Origin of the sequence: Rhizobium sp. GR12, from assembly GCF_036596185.1 — a bacterium.
Lineage (GTDB): Bacteria > Pseudomonadota > Alphaproteobacteria > Rhizobiales > Rhizobiaceae > Agrobacterium > Agrobacterium nepotum.
In genome coordinates, this window is the sequence record NZ_JASXTH010000001.1 from 275,587 (window position 1) to 298,888 (window position 23,302).

A 23,302-nucleotide genomic window follows, 5' to 3' on the forward strand; every position below is an offset into this window, starting at 1 on the left:
CCTTCAGGCGATGGTGAAAAGCAGGGCGGCGGTCCAAAGCATCGCCGTCAACGCCAGAAGCCGCCAGAAACGCACGGAATGCCAGACTTCCGAAAGCATGGCGACGAACATGCTGCCGTTGCGCAGCGGCTGACCCTTGAAAGGCAGGCCCGTGCGGGTGGGATTCATGTCGAGCAATGCTGCGACGCTCGCCCTTTCGCGATATTCAGTTTCCGCCAGATTGTCTCGCCAGCGCCGGACCATAGCGGCGAACTGACGGTCGCGTTTGATGCGTTTTGCAAGCTCCGCCATGCTTTCCGGCGGCAAGGCACCCAGCACATATTCGCCAGCGAGCACTTCGTCCCGCAAACCGCTTTGCTTGTCTCGATCCGGCGCCGTCATATGTTTTCAAACTCCTCGGTCGTTCAGGCCAGCATCGTTTTCACGATGCGCGACGACTTTCCCGTCGCCCTGCTGAATAACCCCTCCCCTGCTCCCCACAAGGCTGGTCCGATTGGCGCTTTATGTCAATCTTATTACGCGCTCCGAAGCGCCCAAAAGCAGAATTTTACTATGCGCCGACACAATAGGGCCCGGAGTTTCTTTCATTCATCCAAAGCGCGCATTCACCTGTCCTTGCAAGTGCTCCGGCACGTCGAATTGGCGCTTCCTGCACTGCAAAAAATGATTCCGATTTTTGCGCCGATGCTGTAGAGCGATGACAGGCTCTCGAGGGCCGCAACCACAGACCGAGGTTTTTCCATGACTGCTTCCGAAAGCGAAACTCAGGCGCGGCTGCTCGCACAGGCTCTGCCCTTCATGCAGAAATATGAGAACAAGACCATTGTGGTGAAATATGGCGGTCACGCCATGGGGGATTCCACGCTCGGAAAGGCTTTCGCGGAAGATATCGCCCTGTTGAAGCAGTCCGGTATCAACCCCATCGTCGTGCACGGCGGCGGCCCGCAGATCGGCGCAATGCTGACGAAGATGGGCATTGAATCGAAATTCGAAGGCGGCCTTCGCGTCACCGACGCCAAGACGGTCGAAATCGTTGAAATGGTTCTGGCCGGCTCGATCAACAAGGAAATCGTCGCGCTCATCAACCAGACGGGCGAATGGGCAATCGGCCTCTGCGGCAAGGACGGCAACATGGTCTTCGCCGAAAAGGCGAAAAAGACCGTGATCGACCCCGACAGCAATATCGAGCGCGTTCTCGATCTCGGTTTCGTCGGCGAAGTCGTCGAGGTCGATCGCACCCTGCTCGACCTGCTCGCCAAGTCGGAGATGATCCCGGTCATCGCTCCCGTCGCTCCCGGTCGCGACGGCGCCACCTACAACATCAATGCCGACACCTTTGCCGGCGCCATTGCCGGCGCGCTCAACGCCACCCGCCTTCTGTTCCTGACCGATGTGCCCGGTGTTCTCGACAGGAACAAGGAACTCATCAAGGAGCTGACGGTCTCCCAGGCGCGCGCGCTCATCAAGGACGGCACGATTTCCGGCGGCATGATCCCGAAGGTCGAGACCTGCATCGAGGCCATCAAAGCCGGTGTTCAGGGTGTGGTGATCCTCAACGGCAAGACCGCCCATTCCGTCCTTCTGGAAATCTTCACGGAAGGCGCCGGCACGCTCATCGTGCCCTGATGCGGTTCATGTGGCGGATGGGAAAGCCCGTCCGCCACATCTCACATCTCCTCAGCCGAACACCAAAAGCGACAGCACGCCCAAAACGATCAGCAGACAGCCGCAAAGTTCGAGCCGGTTGATCTTTTCCTTGAAGAAAAGCACGGTCGAGGCAAAGGCGAAAAGCATTTCCACCTGCGCCAGCGCCTTCACCACAGCGGCTTGCTGCAACGTCATTGCCGTAAACCAGCCGAATGACGCCGTGGCCCCCACGAAACCGACCGCGAGAGAAGGTTTCCACGCCTTTGCGATCCGCCGCAATTCGTCCCTCTCCCGCCAGACGATCCACAAGAACATCGACAGGGTCTGCGTCACGATGACGACGACGAGGGTGAAACCGGCCTGCATCACCGCATCCGGGGCCGGCAGACTTGGTGCCAGCGCCAGTGACGCAGAACGATAGGCGACCGATGAGAGGCCGAAGAAAGCGCCCGAGGCGAGGCCGATGCCCGCGGTCCGGCTGAAGATGGAGGTCAGAATGGAAGCGGGGGTCACTTCCGTTCGCGCAACCGAAATCAGCATGACGCCGGCCACCGAAATGGCGATAGCCGCCAGGGTTCCGCTATTGACGCTTTCACCGACGAAAATCAGCGCAAACAATGCCGCCTGCGCAGGTTCGGTACGGGAATAGGCCGTGCCGACCGCAAAATTGCGGAAGGAAAACAGGTGCACCAACAGGAAAGTGGCGGCGATCTGCGCCATGGCCCCGACCATCGCCCAGACAGCGAACGACATGTTCGGCACCGGCAGCGGCCGGTCGAGCACACCATAGAGAAAACCGAGATAGGCAAGAGCGAAGGGCATGCCGAACACGAAGCGCACGAAGGTCGCGCCCGTGGTGCCCATCATGCCCTTGAGATGCTTTTGCAGGGTCGAGCGCAGGTTCTGCAAGAACGCGCTTGCGAAAGTTATGCCTATCCAGAGTTCCATGACATTGGCGGTATCATGCGCTGGAGGTTGTGGCCAAGTCCGATTTTCCCGCCAGTCGTCGTCTTTTCGATTTTCTTCGGCATTTGAAACGGGCATAAAGCAGCCCATGGACACAAAGCCGAAAAACCTGCCCGATGCCGTCGATTTCGCCCATGTCAACGAATGGGTCTTCGATCTCGACAACACGCTCTATCCGCATCACGTCAATCTGTTTTCCCAGATCGACCGCAACATGACGGCCTACGTGGCGGAGCTTTTAAAGCTCGACCCCGACGAGGCCCGAACCTTGCAGAAGCGCTATTACCATGAGCATGGCACCACGCTTCAGGGCCTGATGATTCATTACGGCATCAGCCCGGACGAGTTTCTGGAACGCGCGCATGCCATCGATTATTCGGCGCTCAAACCCCATCCGGAACTCGGTGAGGCGATCAAGGCGCTGCCGGGCCGCAAATTCATCCTGACCAATGGCAGCGTCAAACATGCGCAGGCGGCGGCCGGCGCGCTTGGCATTCTCGATCATTTCGAGGACATTTTCGATATCGTCGCCGCAGGCTACCTGCCGAAGCCGGCCAGTGCGACCTATGAGAAGTTTGCAGCACTTGCAAAGCTCGATACAAAAAAAGCCGCCATGTTCGAAGACCTGCCGCGTAATCTCGCGGCGCCCAAGGCTCTCGGCATGAAGACCGTGCTGCTCGTTCCCTCGAACCTCGAAGGCATCATCATGGAGCGCTGGGAAATCCCTGCCGCGACGGATGCGCATATCGACTACATCACCGACGACCTGACAGGTTTCCTCACCAGAACGATCTGCCGCTGACCGGCAACATGGAAATCGGCCGCAGGCGACATTACCGAAGCTTCATGCACCTTACGGATGTTTAAGTAGTGGACTGGTGCCTACGTCACTATCTTCCTCTTCAGGGACACCAACGGAAGGTAATGACGATGTCTACACGAAAAATCGCACTCTCTGCTCTTGGCGCAGCCCTCTTGGTCGGCACGGCCGCAACGACCAGCTTTGCCGCCCCGCCCGCGCACGGCAAAGGCCATGGCGAGCGCATGCATATCCGCCCGGAAATGGCGTTCGTTCAACTGCTGAAGGTGGCCGACACCAACAAGGACGGCAAGATCTCGAAAGAAGAGTTCGCCGCACGTCAGGACGCGCTTTTTGCCGAGATCGACAAGGACAAGGACGGTTCGATTACGCCGAAGGAAATGCGCGAATACCGCCATGCGAAAATGGAGGCGTTCCGCGCCGCCCATCCGCGCCCTGAGGGTGAAAGCAAGGGACCCGAAGGCAAGCGTGCCGAACGCGAACATGGCGGCCGTCAGGGCTGGGGCAAGCATGGCGGCAAGGGTGGAGGCTTCGCGATGATCCGCATGGCCGATACCGATGAAAACGGTCAGGTCAGTAAAGCCGAATTCACCGCAGCCGGTGAAAAAATGTTCGAGCGGCTCGACAGGAACAAGGACGGCGTCATCTCGATCGATGACATGCCGGATCGCCCATTCCTTTGATTTCATAAGAAAAAGCCCGCTCAATCGGCGGGCTTTTTTCGTTTCAATGCAGGCTGACGGTTTTCAGATCGTCTTCTGCCGCCTTGAAAAACGTACTGGAACGATTGTCGGTCAGGAGGATCGGCGTACCGTCCGCACCAAACAGCGCCCAGAGATCCAGTTGCGGATCGAGATCAGGCGCTTCCGGGAAACAGCGGCTTACGTCTTCAGCGCGAATTTTACGGATATATCCCACTTCTCCCTCACCGATATGGGCGAGCTGGGACCGGGTGAGACGCGCATGCGCTTCTTTTAAAAGCATATTTCAGCCTCCTTCTTCACGCCGAGCGATTCGTGTCGGATTCCGGCGTTCACGTTCTACTCTGAGACGGAAATATTAATTTTCTTTACCACGTTCGAAATTTCGGGCCGTACAAGATCGATGGAGAGGAGGCCGTTGCGCAGGCGCGCTTCCCTCACCTGCATACCATCCGCAAGCACGAAGACCCGCTGAAATTGCCGCGCCGCAATGCCTCGATACAGAAAATCCCGCTTTTCCTGCTCCTGCTGGCGACCGCGAATGACGAGCTGGTTATCGGCTGTCGTCACATCCAGATCATCCTGCGAAAACCCGGCGACCGCGATGGTGATACGCAGACGTTCCGGCACGTCTTCGCCGCCTGGAAGGCGCTCGATGTTATAGGGAGGATAGCCGTCATTGGCCTTCGCCATACGCTCCAGCGTTTTTTCCATGGCATCAAAACCCAGCAAAAGCGGGTGGGCAAATGGCGTCATGCGGCTCATATCGTCTCTGTCCTTGCAACCAAGCGACGTTTCGCGGCCCCGCTTCCGGCAACCTTTCCGGTCAATCGTACCGGCACTGGCAATATGGGAAGCAAAACCGCGATGCGCAAGGCGGGTCACCAGGCAAAGAGGGGCACACCGAGGAATGAGGCTTGACAAGTGAGCGTCCGCCGCTCGAAAAAAGCGCTCACCTCAACGGCGGGCAAGACATGGCAGAACGCAGAAAAATCATCATCGACACGGATCCGGGACAGGACGACGCGGCAGCGATCATGCTGGCTTTCGCAAGCCCTGAAGAAATCGACATTCTCGGGCTGTGCGCTGTCGCCGGCAATGTTCCGCTGAAACTGACCAGCCGCAACATCCGCATCATCTGCGAATTGTGCGGACACACCGATATTCCCGTCTATGAGGGCGCGGAACGGCCGCTGGTGCGCGCGCCGATTACCGCCGAACACGTTCATGGCAGCACCGGTCTCGACGGCCCGGTTCTCGACGAGCCGACAATGGCGGCGCAAAAACAGCATGCGGTCGATTTCATCATCGAAACACTGCTGCGGGAGCCTGCCGGCACCGTGACGCTCTGCACGCTCGGCGCGCTGACCAATGTGGCGCTGGCGTTGCAGAAGGCCCCCGAGATCGCCAGCCGCGTCAAGGAAATCGTAATGATGGGCGGCGGCTTCTTCGAAGGCGGCAACATCACGCCGGCTGCGGAATTCAACATCTATGTCGACCCGCAGGCCGCCGATATCGTCTTCCGTTCCGGCATACCCATCGTCATGATGCCGCTCGACGTCACCCATAAGCTGCTGACCACCAAGGCGCGCGTCAGCCGCATTCGCGAGATCGGCACACGCCCGGCTATCGCCATGGCGGAAATGCTGGAATTCTTCGAACGTTTCGACATCGAGAAATACGGCTCGGACGGCGGCCCGCTGCATGATCCGAGCGTCATTGCCTATCTCGTCAAGCCCGAACTGTTTCAGGGCCGCGATTGCAATGTCGAAATCGAGGTCAATTCCGAACTCACCATGGGCATGACGGTGGTGGATTGGTGGCGCGTGACTGAGCGCCCCACCAACGCCCGCGTGATGCGCGCTGTGGATGCGGACGGTTTCTTCGAATTGCTGACGGAGCGTTTCGCCCGGCTCTGACGGGAACGCAGACATGAAAAAGGGCCGCTGGCATAACCAGCGGCCCTTTCATTTGGAACCGGGAGACATCCCTCAGAACTCGGTCCAGTCATCCTGCGCCAGCGCGTTCGTGCCGCTGGTTCTGGCACGGGCGCGCGGTGCTGCCGGGCGACCCAACGCCTGTGACGGGGCCGCAGGCGCGCGCATCGCCGCCGCGGTGGCGCGCAATTGCTGGCTGGAATGGCCGCCGGACACGGTGAAACCGGCAACGAGCGATTTCAGCGTTCCGGCCTCGCTGTTCAGGGTGACGCTTGCAGCCGTGGTTTCTTCCACCATTGCCGCGTTCTGCTGCGTAACCTGATCCATCTGGGTCACGGCGGAGTTGATCTCCTTCAGACCTACTGCCTGTTCGCTGGCGGAGGCGGAAATCTGCCGTATCAGCTGATTGATCTGCAAAACCTGATCGGCGATATTTTTCATCGTCTCCCCGGCCCTGCCCACCAGCTGGACACCCTCGCCCACCTGTCTTGCCGAGGTATTGATCAGCCCCTTGATCTCCTTGGCAGCGGTTGCGGAGCGCTGCGCCAGTTCGCGCACTTCCTGTGCGACGACTGCGAAACCCCTGCCCGCGTCACCCGCACGGGCGGCTTCGACACCGGCATTCAACGCCAGAAGATTGGTCTGGAAGGCGATCTCGTCGATCACGCCGATGATGCGGGAGATTTCGGCCGAGGATTGCGCGATGCCTTCCATGGAGTTGACGGCCTGCTGCACGATCTCGCCCGACTTGCCGGCGTCGTCGCAGGCATGGCCGACGGCTCCGGCCGCCTGCGCCGCATTTTCCGCGCTGGAATTGACCTGCGCGGTCAACTGGTTGAGGGCGGCTGCGGTCTCTTCCAGGCTTGCGGCCTGCTGTTCCGTGCGGTGCGAAAGATCGCTGGCGGCGCGGGTGATCTCGCCGGTGCCGTTACCAATGCTGACAACCGTTCCGTTGACGGTGGAGACGGTTTCCTCAAGGCTGGCGAGTGCCGAGTTGAAGTCGTTGCGGAGCTTGGCATAGTCGCCAGGGAACTCGTCTTCGATCCGGTAGGTCAGATTACCCTGCGAAAGAGCGTTGAGACCGGCACCGAGCACGCCGACGATATGCTGCTGCATCCGGTTGTTTTCAGTGCGTTCGAACTCGGATCGCTGGCGCTCCGTTTCTGCATTGCCGCGCTGGACGGCGGCATCCGCCTCCATTTCACGGATACCGGCAAACTTCGCGCGGAAGCCTTCAAGCGCCGTTGCGACAGCACCCGTTTCATCCCTGCGGTCCTGTCCGGAGACCGGAACGTCGAAATGGCCGTCGCTCAGTGTTTTCACGTCAGAGACCAGCGAGGCTAGCGGGTTGCGGACGAAATGGCGGACGGCGAAATAAAGCGCAGCAATGACGGCTGCGAGAATGACGATCGCACCGAGGATCATCAGATAGGTCTGTTCCTGGACCGGCGCGTTCAGCGCCTTGTGGGGGATATCCACCAGGACTACCCAGGTCGCATTGAGACCCGGAACCGCGAACGGATAAACGAGACGGTTATAGGGCGCGTCGGTATCAAGGCCGAGATTTTCAATGAGGCCCTGCTTGCCGGATGTGATCGCCGCCTGAACGGTGCTGGCACCGTCTCCGTCATAGGCTTTCATGTTCTGCTCGGGTGTCGGCGGCACCAGCCATTGGCCACCCTGCGAAATAAGCGTCACGCGCCCCGTCTCGAAAGGATGCAGCGCCTGCAGCTTCTGGGAGAGCGAGGCCAGCGAAATATCGACACCGGCCACACCGATCATCTTGCCGTCCGACATCACGGGATAGGCGAGCGAGGTCATGGTGGTGGGCACTTGCGTACCTTCGGCCAGATAGGGCTGGGTGATGGCGCCCTTGCCGGATTTGGCGGCAAGGGCATACCATTCCGCCGCATAGTCGTTCTTGAAGGTCGAAAACTGGATCTCGCCCTTCTGGGTCTTCGACCAATAGGGGGCAAATGCACCGTTTTCATTGGTGCCGAGATCAAGCCTGCCCGCAATCTCCGTGCTCTGTCCGTCGAAAAGGCCCAGCTGTTCGCAGAACCAACTTCCGAAAGCGAAGGCATTCTGTTCGACATTGGCCTTGAGGATGTTGACGATGCCGGGGCGGTCCATCGATTTCGCCTGGTGCGCGCGGCCGATGATGCCGGCCATGGAGCGCGCGGCGCTGCCCAGCTCGCCCACATCGGCGGCGATGACGTTGGCGATGGCGCGCGCCTCGGTATTGGCCTGATCCATGGTCAGCGAATGGACACGGTTGCTGGTCTGGGAAATGAGGAAGGAATTCGATGCGACAAGAACCGTGGTGATTGCACAGCCGGTTACAAGGATCAGCTTGGTCGCAAGCGACTTCACTTTGAAATTGAACATTTTGGCCTCGATCAAAGCGCCGGCCCGAAAAGGCGGCGTCAACGGATGAAAATCTCCGTCATGGAGGCCCGTCCAGATGGGACAGTGTGCTGCATCGCGACGAGGTAAAATTAGGTTATGTTTGCTAATTAAACCCTAAAATTACTTCGCCGCCTCAAGTAAAAAATCAATGCTCGTAATAGGCGGATATGATGTTCCATGCATCGTCGGCCGTTTCGGCGAAATGCAACAGCTCCATATCTTCGGGCGCAATGGTGCCGAAGTCCGCCAGGAATTCGAAATTGACGACGGAGCGCCAGAATTTCTCCCCGAACAGAATGAGCGGGATGGGCGCCATGCGCTTCGTCTGGATCAGGGTCAGCGTCTCGAAGAGTTCATCGAGGGTACCGAAACCGCCGGGGAAGATCACCACGGCCTTCGCCCGCATCAGGAAATGCATCTTGCGAATGGCGAAATAGTGGAAATTGAAGCTCAGCTCCGGCGTGACATAGGGGTTGGGTGCCTGCTCGTGCGGCAGAACGATGTTGAGACCGATCGATGGGCCGCCTACGTCGGCAGCACCGCGATTGCCCGCTTCCATGACACCCGGACCGCCGCCGGTAACCACCACATATTCCAGGTGCCCGGATTTCGCGCCATAATCGGTACAAAGCCGGGCGAACTTGCGCGCCTCCTCGTAATAAATGGAGGCTTGCTCCAGATTGCGCTTCTGCGTCTCGTTGCGCGCCGCCCATGCCTCACCGCCCGGTTCGGGAATACGGGCGCCGCCGAACATGACGACGGTGGATTTGATCCCGCGCTCGGTGAGCGCCATTTCCGTCTTCAGAAGTTCCAGCTGCAGCCTGACGGGGCGCAATTCCTCGCGGCATAGAAAGTCCATGTCCACATAGGCAAGCCTGTAGGACGGGGAATCCGACTGCGGCGTTTTTTGAACGACCTCGGCCTGCTGCTTGTCCGCAGAGCTTCGCTTCAACGGGTCCCATACCCCGTCCTTGCGCTGCAATTTGCCGTTTTTCAGTCGTGTCATTTCGATGCCTTTCGTCTGACGCGCCAAATCACCCAAATCACATTGACGCCTTTCCAACACTCCCTTAGATCAAATGGCCAGAGCCTTCCAGCGGTGCGGGACCATCCGTGACCACGAACACACGCGACTTTAAGGAATTTTCCATGAGCCTTACGGATCTCACCTCCCTCGAAACCATCATCGAAACAGCCTTCGACAACCGTGACGGTGTGAATGTATCGACGAAGGGCGAGGTTCGCGATGCCGTGGACACATCTCTTCAACTTCTCGATAGCGGCAAGGTCCGTGTCGCCGAAAAGCAGGCGGACGGGAACTGGAAGGTGAATCAATGGCTGAAAAAGGCCGTGCTTCTCTCCTTCCGGCTGAACGACATGGAAATCGTCACCGGCGGACCGGGTGAATCCACCTGGTGGGACAAGGTGCCGTCCAAGTTCGAGAACTGGGGCGAAAACCAGTACCGCGCCGCTGGCTTCCGGGCCGTGCCCAACGCAGTGGTGCGTCGCTCCGCCTATGTGGCAAAGAACGTGGTGCTGATGCCCTCCTTCGTCAATCTCGGCGCCTATGTCGATGAAGGCACGATGGTCGATACCTGGGCGACGGTCGGCTCCTGTGCGCAGATCGGCAAGAACGTGCACCTCTCAGGCGGCGTCGGCATCGGCGGCGTTCTGGAGCCGCTTCAGGCCGGCCCGACCATCATCGAGGACAATTGCTTCATCGGCGCCCGTTCGGAAGTCGTCGAAGGCTGCATCGTGCGCGAAGGCGCCGTTCTCGGCATGGGCGTCTTCATCGGCAAGTCGACCAAGATCGTCGATCGCGCCACCGGCGAGATCACCTATGGCGAAGTGCCGCCCTATTCCGTCGTCGTTGCCGGCACCATGCCGGGCAAGCCTTTCCCGAACGGCGAGCCGGGCCCGAGCCTCTATTGCGCCGTCATCGTCAAGCGCGTCGATGAAAAGACCCGCTCGAAAACCGGTATCAACGAACTTCTGCGCGATTGATAAAAAGCTGCTGACATGACCACGACCGATCCCGTTGCCAATCTCGCCGCCCTCATCCGTTGCCCATCGGTGACGCCTGCCGAAGGTGGTGCGTTATCGCTGCTCGATACCCTGCTTTCGCCGCTTGGCTTTGCGGTGGAAAAAATGGTGGCGACGGAAGCCGGAACGCCTGATGTGGAGAACCTCTATGCCCGGCTCGGTACGGAAGGCCCGCATCTGATGTTTGCGGGCCATACGGATGTCGTTCCGGTGGGCGACGAGGCGGCGTGGAGCCACCCGCCCTTTGCGGCTGAAATAGCCGGCGGTGAAATGTTCGGCCGTGGTGCGGTGGACATGAAAGGCGGTATCGCCTGTTTCGTCGCCGCCATTGCCCGCCATATCGAAAAACACGGCAAACCGAAGGGTTCCGTTTCCCTCCTGATCACCGGCGATGAGGAAGGCCCGTCGATCAACGGCACCTCCAAGCTTCTGGAATGGGCCGCCGCCAGGGGCGAAACATGGGACGCCTGCGTTGTGGGCGAGCCCACCAATCCCGACCAGCTGGGCGACATGATCAAGATCGGCCGCCGTGGATCGCTTTCCGGCCGCATCACGGTACACGGCGTGCAGGGCCACGCCGCCTATCCGCATCTGGCCGACAATCCCATTCGCGGGTTGTTGCAGCTGACCCATGCGCTGATGCACCCGCCCTTCGATCACGGCACGGATGATTTCCAGCCTTCCAATCTGGAAGTGACGACCGTCGATACCGGCAATGCCGCCACCAATGTGATCCCGGCGCGGGCGACGGCGGCCTTCAACATCCGTTTCAACGACAGCTGGACGGCGGAAAGCCTGCGCGCGGAAATCATCCGCCGCCTCGATGCAGCCGCTGCCGGGGGAGACCTTCGCCCGGACCGCGCACCGGCCAAATACGAGATCGTCTGGGCTGACCGCCCGGCCCATGTTTTCCTGACACGGAACAATGCCCTCATCTCGTCGCTCTCCGGCGCCGTGGAAGCCGTGACCGGCAAGGAACCCCGACTTTCGACCACCGGCGGCACATCGGATGCACGCTTCATCAAGGATTATTGCCCGGTGGTGGAATTCGGCCTCGTCGGACAGACCATGCATATGGTCGATGAACGCGTCGCCGTCGCCGATCTTGAGACGCTGACGCGCATCTACGAGACTTTTATCGAACGCTGGTTCACCCATGCCGACGGCAAGTGAAATAAGGCTCTATCTGAAGGGCCTGTGGCTGTTGCTGCTCGGCGACCACACCGGCGCGCGTTATCTGGACCTGTCCGAGCGTGGCATGTGGCGGTCGTTCTATTCCATCCTCTGGTGCCTGCCCGCCATGCTGGTGTCCTGGCTGTGGCTACGCGCCGCCTTCCTCGCCAGCTATCCGCCGGGCACCGGAACGGGGTTCATCTTTTTCTTCCGCCTGGCGATGGTCGAGGCCATCTGCTGGATCGTGCCGCTGCTGTTGATCGGCATGCTGCTGTTCGCCTTCGGTGCCCGGGAAAAATTCGCGCCCCTCGTCACCACCATGAACTGGCTGTCGCTGCCGTTTTCCTATGCCTATGCGGTTCTGATCCTGATCGCGTTCTTCCTGCCACCCTTGCAGGGGCTGATCGCCATCCTCTGGCTGGCACTCTTGCTGTCGCTGGTCTTCGCCTTTTCGCGGATCGTGAGGTTCTTCATCCGCGACCAGTCGCTGCTCGTCTCGGCGATCGTCATGACCCTGCTCGTACCCGGCATGCTTCTCTCGGAAGCCCTGCAACGTTTTCTCGGCGTCTATCCCGCCTGAGAACCGGCACGAGCTTCCAAGTCAGTCCGCATCCTCGGCCGTTTCGGCTTTTGAATACACACGCGGCGGAATGACGTCGGGATAATCAACCTGCATGAAATAAAGACCGTCCGGCGGCGCGACGGGACCGCAGGCTTTACGATCCCGTGCCTCCAGTGCCGCGCGCACGTCGTCCGGCGTCATGGCGCCTTCGCCGGCCATTTTCAGCGTACCGGCAAAAGAGCGTATCTGGTTGTGCAGAAAACTCTGTGCGGTGGCGCGTATCTCGATGAGATCGCCGTTGCGCGTCACATCCAGCCGGTCGAGCGTTCTGACCGGGCTGTTCGCCTGACAATGGACAGAGCGGAAAGTCGTGAAATCGTGCCGGCCAACAAGCATCTGGGCTGCCGCATGCATGCGCTCATGGTCCAGATCCTTCGACACCCACCAGGCGCGCTTGTGCTCCAGCGCCAGCCGCGCCTTGCGCGAGATGATGCGATACAGATAATGGCGGCGCAGCGCGGAGAAGCGCGCGTCGAAATCCTCGGTTACCGCCGTTACGTCGACAACCGAGACGGCCTCCTTCGCCATGGCCAGATGGGCGTTCAACGCATTGCGTAGCGTGTAGGGCTGCCATTCGCGGGAAAGATCGACATGGGCCACCTGCCCCACGGCGTGCACACCGGAATCGGTGCGGCCCGCGCCGCGAATGGAAACGGTTTCGCCGGTCAGCGACCGGACAGCGGCTTCAAGCGCACCCTGAACCGAAGGGCCGTTGTTCTGTCTCTGCCAGCCGAAATAAGGCGAGCCATCATATTCGACGGTCATGCGGAAACGCGGCATCAGCCAAGCCTCGTCGAGGCGGGAACCGGCGTGCCGCGAACGAAATCGACAGCCGACATCGGCTTGCCGCCCGCCTTCTGCAAGCGGGTGAGCCGCACGGCACCGCTGCCGCAGGCGATGGTGAGGGTGTCATCGAGCGCAGCGCCCGCTTCTCCCATGCCGCTTGCCAGTTCGGAGGCCAGCACCTTCACACGTTCCGCCCTGCCGCCGATTTCCATTTCCAGCCACGCGCCGGGGAAGGGCGACAGGCCGCGAATATGGTTATGCACATCCTGTGCGGGCCGGGAAAATTCGATGCGGGTCTCGCCCTTGTCGATCTTGGAAGCATAGAGAACGCCGTCTTCCGCCTGTGCGACGAGAGGCAGATCATCATCTTCCAGCTTGTCCATCGCCTGTTTCATCAGCCGTGCGCCGGCCAGCATCAAGCTATCGTGCAATTCACCTGCCGTGGTGTTCTGATCTATCGTGACCTTTGCGGTCAGCGCGACGGGGCCGGTGTCCAGCCCCTTTTCCATTTTCATGACCATCATGCCGGTCTCGGCATCGCCGGCCATGATCGCCCGCTGGATGGGCGCCGCACCGCGCCAGCGCGGCAGCAGCGAGGCGTGGCCGTTATAACAACCAAGCCGCGTGCCGGAGAGGATCGCCTCGGGCAAAAGCAGCCCATAGGCAACGACAACAGCAACATCGGCGTTGAATTCCTTAAATTGCTGCCGGTCTTCCTCAGCCTTGAAATTCACCGGCGTCAGCACGGGCAGGCCCAGCAGTTCGGCCGCCTGGTGCACCGGAGATTTCTGAAGGTCGAGACCGCGGCGGCCGCCGGGACGCGGTGGCTGCGTATAAACGGCAACGACCTCGTGACCCGCCTCCACCAATGCGCGCAACGTGGGAACGGAAAACGCCGGCGTGCCCATGAAAATGATGCGAAGAGCCATAATCGCCCCCTGTTTCCTACGCCGTTCCGCCTCCGGTTTAAGACGGATCAGATCTTTGCGCGGGCTGCCTTGGTGAATTTCTTGATGACCATCTCACGCTTCAGCCGCGAAATATGATCGATGAACAGAATGCCGTTCAGGTGATCGATCTCGTGCTGCAGACAGGTTGCGAGAAGGCCGTCCGCATCGATGGTCTGCTGCTTGCCGTCACGGTCGACATATCTCATCGTCAGAGACGCAGGGCGCTCGACCTCGGCATAATAATCGGGAATGGACAGGCATCCTTCCTCATAGGCCGAGACATCGTCGGACACTTTGAGGATTTCCGGATTGATGAAGACGACCGGCTTTTTCTCCTCGTCGTCGCGCGAAACGTCGATCACCAGCATGCGGCGCGGCACGCCAACCTGAATGGCGGCAAGGCCGATACCCGGCGCATCATACATGGTTTCGAGCATATCGTCCGCAAGGCGCAACACTTCGGCATCCACCTGTTCGATGGGCCTTGATTGCTGGCGCAACACGGGATCGGGCAAAATGATAAGCGGTTTGATAGTCATGGCTTCCCATAACGTATCTCTTGCGCGGAGGAAATAAAAAATACGCGGGTGAAAAGGGCCCTTTGGCCTGTTTCGCCCGACTCATTTCTGCCGCATGAATGTTCTTGTTTTGATCTTACGAATCACTGGAAATCTGCTAGATTTGGTCATGAGCATCGATTTCTCCTTTCTCCTCGATCCCGCCTTGCGTGCCGGCTCCGTCGACATCAGCTTCGGCGCGCTCCTCGCGGCTCTGGTTTTCGGCCTCTCCGCTTTGTGGGTGGTCGCGAAAAGTCGTGAGAAAAAACCGGAAGCCGATGGTGAAATTTCCGACCTGCTGAAAACCCAGTCCGAATTGCACGGCCGGATCGCGGCAATGGCGGAGACGCTCGGCACACGCCAGACCGAGATGGGCCAGACGATCAACCAGCGCCTTGACGGCATGTCGCAGCGACTGGGCGAAACGCTGACAGAGCAGACCCGCTCAACGCACGAAAACCTGAGCCGCTTGCAGGAGCGGCTTGCGGTTATCGATGCCGCGCAGGGCAATATTCAGGATCTGGCGAAGGATGTGGTCGGTCTTCAGGCGATCCTCTCCAACAAGCAGACACGCGGGGCTTTTGGACAGGCGCGCATGGAAGCCCTGATCGCCGATGCCCTTCCCCCCGGCGCCTTTCAGCTTCAACCGACGCTTTCGAACGGCTACCGGCCCGACTGCATCATCAGGATGCCGAACAATGCGCCATCCCTCGTCATCGACGCCAAGTTTCCGCTGGAGGCCTGGAATGCGCTGAAAGCTGATGAAACGCCCGAGGGCAAACGGGCCGCTACCCAGCAGTTCCGCCGGGATATGGAAGTGCATATTCGCGATGTGGCGGAAAAATATCTGATACGCGGTGAAACGCAGGATACGGCCTTCATCTTCGTACCTTCCGAATCGATCTTCGCCGATATTCACCAGCATTTCGAATATCTGGTGCAGCGCGCCCACCGCGCGCGCGTCGTCATCGTTTCGCCATCGCTGCTGATGCTGTCGGTGCAGGTCATCCAGTCGGTATTGAAGGATCAGCGCATGCGCGAGCAGGCGCATCTCATTCAGGGTGAAGTCGCGCTTCTCATGGATGATGTGCGGCGGCTGGACGACCGGACGCGCAAGCTGCAAGCCCATTTCGGGCTGGCGCAGAAAGACGTCGACATGATGCTGATCTCCTCCGACAAGGTGCTGGCGCGCGGCCAGAAGATCGAAGGTCTCGATTTTTCGCCCTCTGAAAAAGAAACCTCTCACGGGGAAATCGAACAGGCGCGGCGCTTTGCGGAGAACAGGGCGGGAACGGCGAAACTGCGAGTGGTTGACGACGAGTGATCCCCTCGGGCAAAGTCGCCGCCTCGCTTAAATCCCATACGGACATGCCCCCATGATTACTGTTTTCGGCTCCATCAACATGGATCTCGTCGCCACCGCCAAACGTCTGCCCAAACCCGGTGAAACCGTGACGGGGGAGACCTTTTCCACGGCGGCTGGCGGAAAGGGAGCCAATCAGGCGCTTGCCGCACGGCGCGCGGGCGCCACGGTCAAAATGGCGGGCGCTACGGGCGACGACACCTTTGCCGCACCGGCTCTGACATTGCTGCGCGATGCCGGCACCGACCTGTCGCTCGTCAAGACCGCACCCGGCCCCACGGGGACGGCCGTGATCCTGATCGGTGAAGGCGGGGAGAACATGATCTCAGTCATTCCCGCCGCCAATGGCGAGGTTTCCGCATCTGACGCCGCAAAGGTCGTGGCGGAGATGTCGGCGAGCGATATTCTGATGCTTCAGTTCGAGGTGCCGGCATCCGCTATCGAAGCAGCGCTGACCGCCGCGAAGGCAAAACGCATCACCACCATCATCAACACCGCGCCGCTGACAGCCGATGGCCCACGCCTCGCCGGCCTTGCCGATATCGTCATCGCCAATGAAACCGAGTTCGAACTGCTGATCGGCAAAAACGGCCTTTCAGCTTCCGAACGGGAAAGCGAAATCAAGGCCCTGCACGATAAGACCGGCCAGACATTGATCGTGACGCTTGGTGCGGACGGCGTGATCGCCATTCGCAACGGCAAGGTTTACAAGGCCTCCGGTCTCAAGATCGAGCCGGTCGACACGGTCGGCGCGGGCGATACGTTCTGCGGTTATCTTGCCGCCAGCCTCGACCAGGGGATGGATTTCGAAAAGGCGCTGAAGCGCGCCGCTGTCGCAGGCTCGCTCGCCTGCACCCGCGCCGGCGCCCAGCCTTCCATTCCGGTTGCGGCGGAAGTGGACGCGAATATCTGACAGCCGGTTGATTAGAGCATTTCCAGTAAAAGTGCGTAGCGGTTCTACGTCCGGAAAATGCTTGAAAATAAAGAACTAGAGCACGTCCAACGATTCCGTTTAAACCGGACGTGCTCTAGGTACGGATGAAGGTGAGATAGGCCGAGCTGCGGCCTTCTCTTTTCGCCTTGTTCTCATAACGCGTGCCCGGCCAGTTGGCATAGGGCGTGCGCCAGTCCTCAGCGCTTGCCGCCGTCCATTCGAAACCACCATGGCGAGCGCAATGTTGCAGCGTCCAGTTGACGTAGGTATCGATATCGGAGGCGAAGCAGAACTTGCCGCCGGGTTTCAGCACGCGATGGAAACGGGCAAGATTGACGTCGGAAACGAAACGGCGCTTCCAGTGCTTCTTCTTGGGCCAGGGATCGGGATAGAGAAGGTCGATGTGACCGATCGATGCTTCCGGCAGCCAGTCGAGCAATTGTGTCGCGTCATCGTCGTAAAGGCGGATATTCATCAGCTCGCCTTCACGCACGCTCGCCAGCAGCTTTGCCATGGAGTTGACGAAGGGTTCGACGCCGATGAAACCGGTCTCCGGGTTTTCAACCGCGCGGTGGGCAAGATGCTCACCGCCGCCGAAACCAATTTCCAAGCGCACCGATTTCACATCCGCCGGAAAGAGAGCGACGAGATTTTGCGGCGGCGTGCTTTCCAGATCGATTTTCAGCAAAGGCAGCAGGTTTTCGATCGTATCGATCTGCTGATTGCGCAGGGGCTTGCCCTTGCGTCTGCCAAAAAAAGCTTCCGTTGCGCGCGAACGCCGCTCTTCCGTCATGTCATACTCTCAAGAACAAATAGACTTAACCCGCACAGCGCCACATGAGGCGCTGCGCGGGTTACAAAAGGTTGGTGACGGTATCTCTCAATCGCCGTCAAATAACAAGGGTCAGGCGCTCAAAGCTTCCTTGAGCGGCTTCACCAGATCGAGCTTCTCCCAGGAGAAGGAGCCGTCACGGCCGGCCTTGCGGCCGAAATGGCCGTAGGAGGATGTCTTGGCATAGATCGGCTTGTTGAGATCGAGATGACGACGGATGCCCGACGGCGACAGATCCATAACCTTGCGGATGGCGGCTTCGACCTGATCTTCGCTGACCTTGCCCGTATCGTGCAGATCGACATAGATCGACAAGGGCTGGGCGATGCCGATCGCGTAGGAGATCTGGATGGTGCAACGCTCGGCCAGGCCGGCGGCCACGACGTTCTTGGCGAGATAGCGAGCAGCATAGGCGGCGGAACGGTCGACCTTGGTCGTGTCCTTGCCGGAGAATGCGCCGCCGCCATGCGGAGCGGCACCGCCATAGGTGTCCACGATGATCTTGCGGCCCGTCAGGCCCGCGTCGCCATCGGGACCACCGATCACGAATTTGCCCGTCGGGTTGATATACCACTGGCAATCATCGGCGATCTTCAGGTCGCCCAGAGCTTCGCGGATATAGGGTTCGACGACGTCGCGAACCTTCTTCGAATCCCAGCTTGCATCGAGATGCTGCGTGGACAGAACGATGGATACCGCTTCCGCAGCCTTGCCGTCGATGTAACGAACCGTCACCTGGCTCTTGGCGTCCGGGCCGAGCTTCGCCGCTTCGCCTTCGCCGCTCTTGCGGGCGGTGGCGAGCAGTTGCAGGATACGGTGGGAATAATAGATCGGCGCCGGCATCAGGTCCGGCGTTTCGCGGCAGGCGTAACCGAACATGATGCCCTGGTCGCCAGCGCCCTCGTCGCCCTGCTTGTCGGAGGCGTTATCCACGCCCTGCGCGATATCCGCCGACTGCGGGTGCAGGAGAACGTCGATCTTGGCCGTCTTCCAGTGAAAACCGTCCTGTTCGTAGCCGATGTCGCGGATCGCCTTGCGGGCGGCGGACTTGAACTTGGAGGGGTTGATGATCGGGTGGCCGGCGGCGTCCTTGACGACCTTGCCGTCCTTATCCTTCTTCAGCAGGGTATCGGGAACCCGAACCTCACCGGCGATAATGACGCGGTTGGTCGTCGCAAGCGTTTCGCATGCGATGCGCACGGTCCAGGGATCGACACCCGTCTTGGACGCTTCACGATAAATAAGATCCACGATTTCATCGGAAATACGGTCACAAACCTTGTCCGGATGACCTTCGGCCACGGACTCGCTGGTGAACAGGTAATTGGCACGCATGCGGGATTCCCCTCAAAGAATGGTCTTCGAGTTTGTTAGTCATTTCGGCCATGAAAGACAAGGACACAACCACATAAATATATCTTTATGTGAGAATTCGTTCTAATTTGGCACAAAAAAACGGCCCTTGCGGACCGTTGAGTGCCAGCACCACACGCTGGAAAATAGAGACGTCGCTTACAGGCGCTACTCCGCTTCACCTTCGGCGGCAAGCGCCTTGACGAGATCGACGAGGCGACGGCGAACCTTCGGATCGGCAATCTTCACAAAAGCGCGGTTCAGCTGCAAGCCTTCGGCCGACGAGAGGAAATCCACCACATAGTTGGAGCTGGACGCTTCCGCCATGCCTGTCGCGCCGCCGACCTGATCGCCCGGTGCATCTTCGAAGAAAAAGGAAACCGGTACGTTCAGGATCCCAGAAATGTTCTGCAACCGGCTGGCGCCAACGCGGTTCGTGCCCTTTTCGTATTTCTGGATTTGCTGAAAGGTAATTCCGAGGCTTTCACCCAGCTTTTCCTGGCTCATGCCCAACATGGTTCTACGAAGGCGAATTCGGCTTCCGACATGAATGTCGATGGGATTAGGCTTTTTCTTATTTTCGGTCATCATGCGGTCCTGACACTCGGAAAGGGTTGATATCTCGTTCCACTACTATTCGAAGAAATGAGTCGGCATTTCGGCAGCGTCTAAACTTGTTTTACGACTGACGTATTCACTATGCAATTGCAGGGGGTCCTGGTCAATTCTGACGCCGAGCAAAACTCCAGGCAGGAAATACCGCAACGATCAGCATAATAGAAAAAATCAACCAGAAATACGTCCGATGTATGTCGTAGGTAAATGCGTCGTTTGACCCACCACTCAAGGTGGCGTCAACAATTCCGACCCGACCGTAGTCCAAACCGGCGATAATGCGGCCATAGGGGTCTATCACGGCCGAAATTCCGGTATTGGCGCCACGAATCACCGGCACACCCGTTTCGACGGCCCGCACTCTGGCCTGCAAAAAATGCTGATATGGGCCGGGGGTGTCGCCAAACCAGCCATCATTCGTCACGTTCAGGATAGCAGCCGCCCCCGCCAGACCCGGCGTCATCTCGCCGGGAAAAATGATCTCGTAACAGATCAGGGGATAGAAGGTCTTGCCGGAAGGAAGCGTGAGCGGTGTGCGCGAAGAGGCGGCCGAAAAGCCGCCCGGCAGGCTGATGACGTTGTTAATGCCTAGTTCCCGCAGGACCCCTTCGAAGGGGACATATTCTCCAAAGGGTGTCAGATGGACTTTGTCGGTCGCGCCGATGATTTCACCCTGGCTGTCGATCGCATAGACCGAATTGTAATAACGCGGCGGCCTGCCGGCGCCCTGGTCTTCCATTCTGACGGCGCCGGTGAACAATACCTGCCCGTCCTCCAGCGTTTTTGCGATTTCCGCCAGCGCGTCCGGATTTTGCGTCAGGATGAACGGCACGGAGGTCTCCGGCCAGACGACGATATCGGGGCGTTTTTTGCCTTCGCCGGGCGGCAGGGCCGTCAGCCGCAGATGCTCGCTGAAAATTTCCGCCCTGTCGTCGTTCAGCATTTTGCGAGACTGATCGATCGACGGCTGCACGATCCTGACAGTCAACGCGTCCGCCGCCGTCTCCACCGGCGTCTGAAGGCGGTAAAAGCCATAACCGACATGGCCGGCCAGCAGCAGACCCGCCACGACCAGACCCGGCCACATGCCTTTTTTCGTGCCGATCAAAGCGGGGGCTGCAAAAATGAAAACGGCAAGCGTGGTCACGCCGAAAAGACCAAGCAGATGCGCCGACTGCATCATGATCGGCACGGGCATGATGCCGTAACCGATGGCATTCCAGGGAAAGCCGGTTGCCACGAAGCTGCGAAACCACTCCAAAAGGCCGAATCCGGCTGCTAGTGCGGCGATACGGCCGAGGCCATCCGACCAGACGATATTGGCGGCTGCGACCGCAACACCGTAAAACAGCGCAAGCAGAGCCGGAAGGCCGAGGATGGCGAGCGGCAGCGCCCAGGCGAACTCATCCGCTTCCAGCAAAAGGGCATTGCCCAACCACCACAGGCCCGCCACGAAGTAACCAAGCCCGAAACACCAGCCAATGCCGAAAGCGGGCATGATGCGGCTGAAGATGCTGCCGCCGGGTTTGCCGGTGCAGCCATCCACAAGCCAGACAAGCAGGGTGAAAGACAAAAACAGCGCCGCGAAAAAGCCGAACGGAGGCAAGGCCAGCGCTCCGACTGCGCCTGCGGCGACCGCCATCGCTGCGCGGCTTTTGCCGCTGGCCAGCATTACCCTGCCTGCAAGACGCTCCATACCATCTCCGTTTTATGCGCGTCCGGGAAAGACCGCTCCCGGCAAGACCGCGCCACGGAATTTTCCCTCAGACCCGACGTAAAGGAAAAAAGATTCGCAGTCCACAGGAGGGATGAGCGCCGGAGCGTCATGCACCGTTCCAGCCATCAGACAAAGCACTCAACTCCGTTGAATTGGGATATAGAACACACGGAAAGCGACGGGGAACTACACCCCCGTCGTTCTTCCTCAATCGGCATTCTGCTGGTGGGTGATCAGGCGAACATCCGGCCCGGGCAGCGCAATCACCTCATTGTCACCGGCCTCGCCCGGCGCGCGGTCATCCTGCCCATCCGAGCCGTGATCACGGACGATACGGACGCCCTTGATACGCCTCGAATCCGCATCGAGGATCTGGAACTCGAAACCGGGAACGGCCCTGACCACCTCGCCCTTGGCCGGAATGCGGCCGAGCGCGAAGAAGATGAGGCCCCCCAGCGTATCGATTTCTTCCAGATGCTCACGGACATCGAATTCCGGCCCGATCGCCTCGGCAAGTTCGGTCAGTTCGGCGCGGGCATCCGCCACAAGCACGTCATTGGAAAGACGCGAAAACATCGTCTCATCCTTGTCGTGCTCGTCATCGATGTCACCCACGACCATCTCGACGATATCCTCATGGCTGACGAGACCGTCCGTGCCGCCATATTCATCGATCACGAGGGCAAGCTGTGTTCTCTGCGCCTGCATGGTCTTCAAAAGATCGGAGGCCAGCATGGAGGGCGGCGCGAAAAGAATTTTACGCACCAGCCCGGCATCGGCCACCGTCTGCTCGAGATCCACCCGTGCCAGGTCGAAATTCGGTCGCGGCGAACGCGGCGCCTTCACCTCGCCATAAGCGACGCTTCGCGATCCCGCCCGGCGCTTGTTGCGGGCCTGCTTGGCGACATAGGCCAGCAAATCGCGAATGTGAATCATGCCCTTCGGGTTATCCAGCGTCTCATCATAGACAGGCATGCGGGAGCGTCCGGTTTCCTCGAAGAGGATCAGCGCCTCGCCGATGGTCATGTTCTGGTCGAGACCGTCGATATCCACCCGCGGGATCATGATATCTTCGAGGCTCACCTCCCGGAAACGCAGGATATTGTTCAGCATCGCCCGTTCTTCGGGCGAAAAGGCGGCACCGATTTCGGTGTCGGCCATCAGCGCGTCGGTCAGATCCTCGCGCAGGCGCTCGCCCTGTGACGGTTTCAGCAACCGTCCGATGCGCGACCAGATCGTCGATCTCGGCTTTGCATGGGAGTCGTTCCGTAAGTGACTACTGCCCTCCTCCGAAGAGGACTGCTCACCGTTTTCTCTGCCCTCATTGGCAGGTCGTGCAGAATGTTCGTTCATGGCTCCAGACAATACTCAAAGCGGTTCCTGTCCCGCATAAGGATCAGATAGGCCAAGCGCCGCCAAAATGCGAGTCTCAAGCGACTCCATTTCTTCCGCTTCCTCCTCATCCATGTGGTCGTAACCGAACAGGTGCAGGAACCCATGAACGAGAAGATGGGTCAGATGATCCCCGAAACTCTTCTCAAGTTCAAGAGCCTCGCGTTCAACTGTCTCACGCGCGATGACGATATCGCCCAGCATGGGACCGGGCATCCCGCCCGGTTCCAGCGGAAAAGCGGGAAAAGACAAGACATTGGTCGCCTTGTCCTTGTCACGCCATTCGGCATTGATTTCCCGGATATTTTCATCGTCGGTAAAGACCAGCGACAGTTCCACCGGCATTTTCGGGAAGGGTTGCTCCTCTTCCCGCTTCAAACAATCGACCGCCGCATCCAGCACTCTGGTTGCGAGGGCAAGCAGGTCCTCTTCCGAGGACCAGCCTTCGGTCTCGACGCTGATTTGAATATCCAGAGCTGTCATTG

Annotated in this window: 24 protein-coding genes; 9 read left to right on the forward strand and 15 right to left on the reverse strand. The window is 59.5% G+C overall.

What is annotated here, in order from left to right:
• Positions 1 to 3 precede the first annotated feature (3 nt).
• Complete coding sequence (locus tag QSK43_RS01305) at positions 4 to 381, reverse strand: hypothetical protein (protein WP_332302018.1); 378 nt, start codon at positions 379 to 381, stop codon at positions 4 to 6.
• A 360-nt stretch (positions 382 to 741) separates the two neighbouring features.
• Here QSK43_RS01305 and argB point away from each other — a divergent pair, with 360 nt between their 5' ends.
• Positions 742 to 1,626 carry an acetylglutamate kinase gene (gene argB, locus QSK43_RS01310; protein ID WP_045022153.1) on the forward strand — a complete coding sequence of 295 codons (885 nt, stop codon included), beginning with the start codon at positions 742 to 744 and terminating at the stop codon, positions 1,624 to 1,626.
• Between the two features lie 51 nt (positions 1,627 to 1,677).
• On the opposite strand, the gene QSK43_RS01315 is transcribed toward argB, so the two are convergent.
• Positions 1,678 to 2,595 (reverse strand): DMT family transporter, encoded by a 918-nt coding sequence (locus QSK43_RS01315; RefSeq protein ID WP_332302019.1) that lies wholly within the window; start codon positions 2,593 to 2,595, stop codon positions 1,678 to 1,680.
• Positions 2,596 to 2,701: 106 nt separating this feature from the next.
• On the opposite strand from QSK43_RS01315, the gene QSK43_RS01320 reads away from it, so the two are divergent.
• Both QSK43_RS01320 and QSK43_RS01325 read left to right on the forward strand, forming a co-directional pair.
• Positions 2,702 to 3,415 (forward strand): pyrimidine 5'-nucleotidase, encoded by a 714-nt coding sequence (locus QSK43_RS01320; protein WP_332302020.1) that lies wholly within the window; start codon positions 2,702 to 2,704, stop codon positions 3,413 to 3,415.
• Between the two features lie 122 nt (positions 3,416 to 3,537).
• A complete protein-coding gene (locus tag QSK43_RS01325; protein WP_332302021.1) occupies positions 3,538 to 4,116 on the forward strand; it encodes an EF-hand domain-containing protein in 579 nt (192 codons plus the stop codon).
• A 43-nt stretch (positions 4,117 to 4,159) separates the two neighbouring features.
• On the opposite strand, the gene QSK43_RS01330 is transcribed toward QSK43_RS01325, so the two are convergent.
• Together QSK43_RS01330 and QSK43_RS01335 are read right to left on the reverse strand one after the other, a co-directional pair.
• Positions 4,160 to 4,417 carry a DUF1150 family protein gene (locus QSK43_RS01330; RefSeq protein ID WP_003493591.1) on the reverse strand — a complete coding sequence of 86 codons (258 nt, stop codon included), beginning with the start codon at positions 4,415 to 4,417 and terminating at the stop codon, positions 4,160 to 4,162.
• Positions 4,418 to 4,473: 56 nt separating this feature from the next.
• A complete protein-coding gene (locus QSK43_RS01335; protein WP_045022146.1) occupies positions 4,474 to 4,899 on the reverse strand; it encodes an Hsp20 family protein in 426 nt (141 codons plus the stop codon).
• A 209-nt stretch (positions 4,900 to 5,108) separates the two neighbouring features.
• On the opposite strand from QSK43_RS01335, the gene QSK43_RS01340 reads away from it, so the two are divergent.
• Entirely contained in the window at positions 5,109 to 6,053 is a 945-nt protein-coding gene (locus QSK43_RS01340) for a nucleoside hydrolase (RefSeq protein ID WP_332302022.1), read from the forward strand.
• 72 nt (positions 6,054 to 6,125) lie between these two features.
• Here QSK43_RS01340 and QSK43_RS01345 read toward each other — a convergent pair whose 3' ends face one another.
• Both QSK43_RS01345 and QSK43_RS01350 read right to left on the reverse strand, forming a co-directional pair.
• The gene (locus QSK43_RS01345) at positions 6,126 to 8,459 is read right to left on the reverse strand and encodes a methyl-accepting chemotaxis protein (protein WP_332302023.1); all 2,334 of its coding nucleotides are present in this window, start codon (positions 8,457 to 8,459) and stop codon (positions 6,126 to 6,128) included.
• A gap of 166 nt (positions 8,460 to 8,625) precedes the next feature.
• Entirely contained in the window at positions 8,626 to 9,486 is an 861-nt protein-coding gene (locus tag QSK43_RS01350; RefSeq protein ID WP_045022324.1) for an LOG family protein, read from the reverse strand.
• Between the two features lie 143 nt (positions 9,487 to 9,629).
• On the opposite strand from QSK43_RS01350, the gene dapD reads away from it, so the two are divergent.
• From dapD to QSK43_RS01365, 3 genes are read left to right on the forward strand one after another with little or no spacing between them, the layout of a single operon-like run.
• A complete protein-coding gene (dapD, locus tag QSK43_RS01355; RefSeq protein WP_045022143.1) occupies positions 9,630 to 10,484 on the forward strand; it encodes a 2,3,4,5-tetrahydropyridine-2,6-dicarboxylate N-succinyltransferase in 855 nt (284 codons plus the stop codon).
• 15 nt (positions 10,485 to 10,499) lie between these two features.
• Entirely contained in the window at positions 10,500 to 11,696 is a 1,197-nt protein-coding gene (dapE, locus tag QSK43_RS01360) for a succinyl-diaminopimelate desuccinylase (protein ID WP_332302024.1), read from the forward strand.
• Positions 11,680 to 12,276 carry a hypothetical protein gene (locus QSK43_RS01365; protein WP_332302025.1) on the forward strand — a complete coding sequence of 199 codons (597 nt, stop codon included), beginning with the start codon at positions 11,680 to 11,682 and terminating at the stop codon, positions 12,274 to 12,276. Before dapE ends, QSK43_RS01365 begins: the two co-directional genes overlap by 17 nt.
• A 21-nt stretch (positions 12,277 to 12,297) precedes the next feature.
• On the opposite strand, the gene truA is transcribed toward QSK43_RS01365, so the two are convergent.
• The 3 genes from truA to def are packed head-to-tail and all read right to left on the reverse strand — an operon-like array spanning position 12,298 to position 14,593.
• On the reverse strand, positions 12,298 to 13,098 hold the full coding sequence (gene truA, locus QSK43_RS01370; RefSeq protein WP_332302026.1) for a tRNA pseudouridine(38-40) synthase TruA: 801 nt from the start codon (positions 13,096 to 13,098) through the stop codon (positions 12,298 to 12,300).
• Positions 13,098 to 14,033 carry a methionyl-tRNA formyltransferase gene (fmt, locus tag QSK43_RS01375; protein WP_332302027.1) on the reverse strand — a complete coding sequence of 312 codons (936 nt, stop codon included), beginning with the start codon at positions 14,031 to 14,033 and terminating at the stop codon, positions 13,098 to 13,100. The genes truA and fmt overlap by 1 nt, the downstream gene beginning before the upstream one ends.
• 47 nt (positions 14,034 to 14,080) lie before the next feature.
• Positions 14,081 to 14,593 carry a peptide deformylase gene (def, locus tag QSK43_RS01380; protein WP_045015222.1) on the reverse strand — a complete coding sequence of 171 codons (513 nt, stop codon included), beginning with the start codon at positions 14,591 to 14,593 and terminating at the stop codon, positions 14,081 to 14,083.
• Between the two features lie 148 nt (positions 14,594 to 14,741).
• Between def and QSK43_RS01385 the strand changes: the two genes are divergently transcribed.
• Together QSK43_RS01385 and QSK43_RS01390 are read left to right on the forward strand one after the other, a co-directional pair.
• Positions 14,742 to 15,935, forward strand: coding sequence for a DNA recombination protein RmuC (locus tag QSK43_RS01385; RefSeq protein WP_045022137.1), 1,194 nt, complete (start codon positions 14,742 to 14,744; stop codon positions 15,933 to 15,935).
• A gap of 52 nt (positions 15,936 to 15,987) precedes the next feature.
• A complete protein-coding gene (locus QSK43_RS01390) occupies positions 15,988 to 16,887 on the forward strand; it encodes a ribokinase (protein ID WP_332302028.1) in 900 nt (299 codons plus the stop codon).
• Positions 16,888 to 17,002: 115 nt separating this feature from the next.
• On the opposite strand, the gene trmB is transcribed toward QSK43_RS01390, so the two are convergent.
• From trmB to ybeY, 6 genes are all read right to left on the reverse strand, one after another.
• A complete protein-coding gene (gene trmB, locus QSK43_RS01395) occupies positions 17,003 to 17,701 on the reverse strand; it encodes a tRNA (guanosine(46)-N7)-methyltransferase TrmB (protein ID WP_045022135.1) in 699 nt (232 codons plus the stop codon).
• Positions 17,702 to 17,812: 111 nt separating this feature from the next.
• The gene (metK, locus tag QSK43_RS01400; RefSeq protein WP_332302029.1) at positions 17,813 to 19,075 is read right to left on the reverse strand and encodes a methionine adenosyltransferase; all 1,263 of its coding nucleotides are present in this window, start codon (positions 19,073 to 19,075) and stop codon (positions 17,813 to 17,815) included.
• Between the two features lie 186 nt (positions 19,076 to 19,261).
• On the reverse strand, positions 19,262 to 19,681 hold the full coding sequence (locus QSK43_RS01405) for a helix-turn-helix domain-containing protein (protein ID WP_045022323.1): 420 nt from the start codon (positions 19,679 to 19,681) through the stop codon (positions 19,262 to 19,264).
• 133 nt (positions 19,682 to 19,814) lie between these two features.
• Entirely contained in the window at positions 19,815 to 21,404 is a 1,590-nt protein-coding gene (gene lnt, locus QSK43_RS01410; protein ID WP_332302030.1) for an apolipoprotein N-acyltransferase, read from the reverse strand.
• Between the two features lie 228 nt (positions 21,405 to 21,632).
• Positions 21,633 to 22,778: a hemolysin family protein gene (locus QSK43_RS01415; protein WP_045022131.1), complete on the reverse strand. Its 1,146-nt coding sequence runs from the start codon at positions 22,776 to 22,778 to the stop codon at positions 21,633 to 21,635.
• Positions 22,779 to 22,793: 15 nt separating this feature from the next.
• On the reverse strand, positions 22,794 to 23,300 hold the full coding sequence (gene ybeY, locus QSK43_RS01420; RefSeq protein WP_332302031.1) for an rRNA maturation RNase YbeY: 507 nt from the start codon (positions 23,298 to 23,300) through the stop codon (positions 22,794 to 22,796).
• Positions 23,301 to 23,302: the final 2 nt, after the last annotated feature.